Origin of the sequence: Streptomyces sp. MnatMP-M17 (genome assembly GCF_900091995.1) — a bacterium.
Taxonomy (GTDB): Bacteria; Actinomycetota; Actinomycetes; order Streptomycetales; family Streptomycetaceae; genus Streptomyces.
Genome location: NZ_FMDK01000311.1, coordinates 1 through 2728 on the forward strand (window position 1 = coordinate 1; position 2728 = coordinate 2728).

General features: G+C 72.7%; 1 protein-coding gene. It reads left to right on the forward strand.

From position 1 onward, the window contains the following. Positions 1 to 120 precede the first annotated feature (120 nt). Positions 121 to 2706: an ATP-binding protein gene (locus GA0115259_RS14495; RefSeq protein WP_093596233.1), complete on the forward strand. Its 2586-nt coding sequence runs from the start codon at positions 121 to 123 to the stop codon at positions 2704 to 2706. The last annotated feature ends 22 nt before the right edge of the window (positions 2707 to 2728 follow it).

Sequence of the window (2728 nt, forward strand, 5' to 3'; positions counted from 1 at the left end):
CGCCCGGCAGGTCCGCGCCGCGTGCCTCACCGAGGCCGAGGCCGCCGCGTGGGCCGCAGGCCCCTCCCCCTCCCGCTCCGGGCACCTGCCCGCAGCCCGCACCACGAAGGAGTCCGACCGATGAGCACCTCGACCAAGGCGGCCAAGAAGTCCGTCTCCCGATTCGGCCGGCTGCTGGGCCTGGGCGCCGAGCGGATGATGCGCGAGCCGCAGCTCGTGGCCATCGCCGACGGCCTGGTCGTCACCGACACCGCCGCCGAGGCCTGGTTCACCCTCTCCGGCGCCAACACCGACCTCATGCCCGAGGAGCGTCAGGACATCGAGCAGGACGCGGCCGCGCTCGCGCTCGCGAAGGTGCTGCCCGGCTACGACTGCCACCTGAAGATCGTGTGGTCGCGCCTGGACGGCGAGGTCTACCGCGAGGAAGCCCGGCAGATCTTCTCCGCCGGCGACGTCGAGGCGGTCGCGGACATGTGGGCCGCCCGCCTGGACGCCCTCGAACTCCCCCAGCGGCACCTGCTGTTGGGCATACGCATCGCCGAGCGGGACTCGGCGACCAACGCCACCGTGAAGAACAGCGTCGCCGGCGCGCTCGGCGTCGGCCACACCGGCCTGGACGAGACCGAGCTCGCCCACCTCGACGGGCTCGCCCGCCGGATGGAACGCCGCCTGGAGGCCACCCCGTGGCGCGCGCGGATCGCGCCCGCCGAACTGCTGGCCTGGGCCGTCTCCCGCGAGAGCTTCCGCCCGCAGCCCGCCCCGCCCCACCTGCCGACCGTCACCGGCGCGGCCCTGGTACGCCTGACGCAGTCCAAGGCCATCCCGCACGCCGACCACCTGCGGCTGATGGACGCCCGCGGGCAGACCGCCGCCTGGGTGAGCATCCTGGCGATGCCGGCCTTCCCCGAGGAACTGATCACCCCGGGCGAGCAGGAGTGGCTGCGCTGCCTGAGCGAGATCCGCTACCAGCACCCGGTCACCGACGACGACCCGCTGGTGTGCCCGGAGGCCTCGATCCGCTTCACGGTCTGGCGCAAGGGCGCCGCGATCAAGGCCGTCGACAAGCAGCGCCAACTCGCCAAGGAACAGCGCAAGTCCGCGGCCGAGGGCAGCGCGGGGGAGACCTTCGCCGAGACGGAGGAGACCGAAGCGGTCATGGAGGACCTGCGCCGGCAGATGTCCCGCGACGGCATGACCCTCCTGGAGGACCACCCGCGGATCATCGTCTCCTCCACCGAGTCCCTGGAGGACCTGCGCGCCCGCTGCGACGCCGTCGTCGCCCACTACGCGGGCCTGAGCATCGACGTGACCGTCGCCTCCGAGGAGCAGCGCGAACTGTGGCTGGAGGCCCAGATCGGCGACATGCTGCGCGTCGCGGACCTCGGGCACATCCGCACCACCGACGCGCTCGCGGCCAGCATGTTCTGGGGCGGCTCGGAGGCCGGCGACGACGACGGGCCGATCGCCGGACTGCTGACCGGCACCACCCCGGGCGTGTGCCGCATCGACATCACCGCCGGCTCGGCCAGGGGCGACGCCACCACCACCGCCTTCGTCGGCCGGTCGGGCCGCGGCAAGACCACCAGCATGATGCTCGCCACCCTCATCGCGGCGCAGAAGGGCGCCTTCGCCCTGATGCTCGGCTTCAAGGGCGACGAAGGCGGCCTGGTGAAGGCCGGCGAGTACCTGGGCCTGGACTCCCACCACGTCACCTGCGGCGTCGAAACCCCGGCCGTCGCCGACGTGTTCCGCCTGCTGCCCAAGGGCGACGCGGCCCTGCAGGTCGTCTCCCAACTGCTGATCGTCCTGCCCGAGCGGATGCGGGACGCCGGCGTGGAAACCCACCTGCTGCGCGCCGCGAACACCATCGCCCAGCACGAGGACGCCGCAACCTGGCGCGTCATCGAGTACCTGCAGGCCAGCGGCGATCCCCTGGCCGTCGAGGCCGGCGACGCGCTCTCCGAGCTCTCCCGCACCCAGCTCGGCGCGCCGCTGCTGGGCACCCCCAAGGCCGGCGCGTCCCCACTGCGCCCGGAGCCGGGCCTGTGGCTCGTGCAGGTGCCCGGCCTGACGATGCCGCAGGCCGGCACCCGCCCGGCCGACATGACCATGACGGAGCGGGTGTCCCTGGCCCTCATGCGAGGTCTGATCGCGTACGCACTCAACACCTCCGCCCGCGCCGACCTGCGCAATCTGCCCAAGGTGGTTGCGATCCCGGAGGTGCACGTCCTCACCGGGACCGACGACGGCCGCCGCTTCGTGGACTACATCGCCCGCACCGGCCGCGCCCTGGACACCTCCCTGGCCATCGACACCCAGGACCCCAAGAGCCTCATGGGCCTGGACGGCGTCCTGGAAGCGATCACCACCGTGTGTGCGTTCGAGCAGTCCACGAAGTCCCAGCAGGACGCCATGGCCGAACTGCTGCGCCTGCCGCTGTCCGACAGCACCCGGGCCCTCCTGCACGGCGTGGGCAAGGACGCCCACGGCGACATCCGGCACGGGCACTGCATCGTGCGCGACCGCCGCGACCGCGTCGCCACGATGCAGTGGGACATGCCCTCGCGTGAACTGCGGGACGCGCTGTCGACCAACCCCAAAGACCAGGCCGCCGCCCACGAGGCGGCCCTTCAGGACGCCGAGCCGATCGAGGAGTTCGCGGACTCTGTCCACACCCCGCCGCAGGAAGGGTCGGAAGCCGCATGACCACCCCCATCCGCCGCAGCGG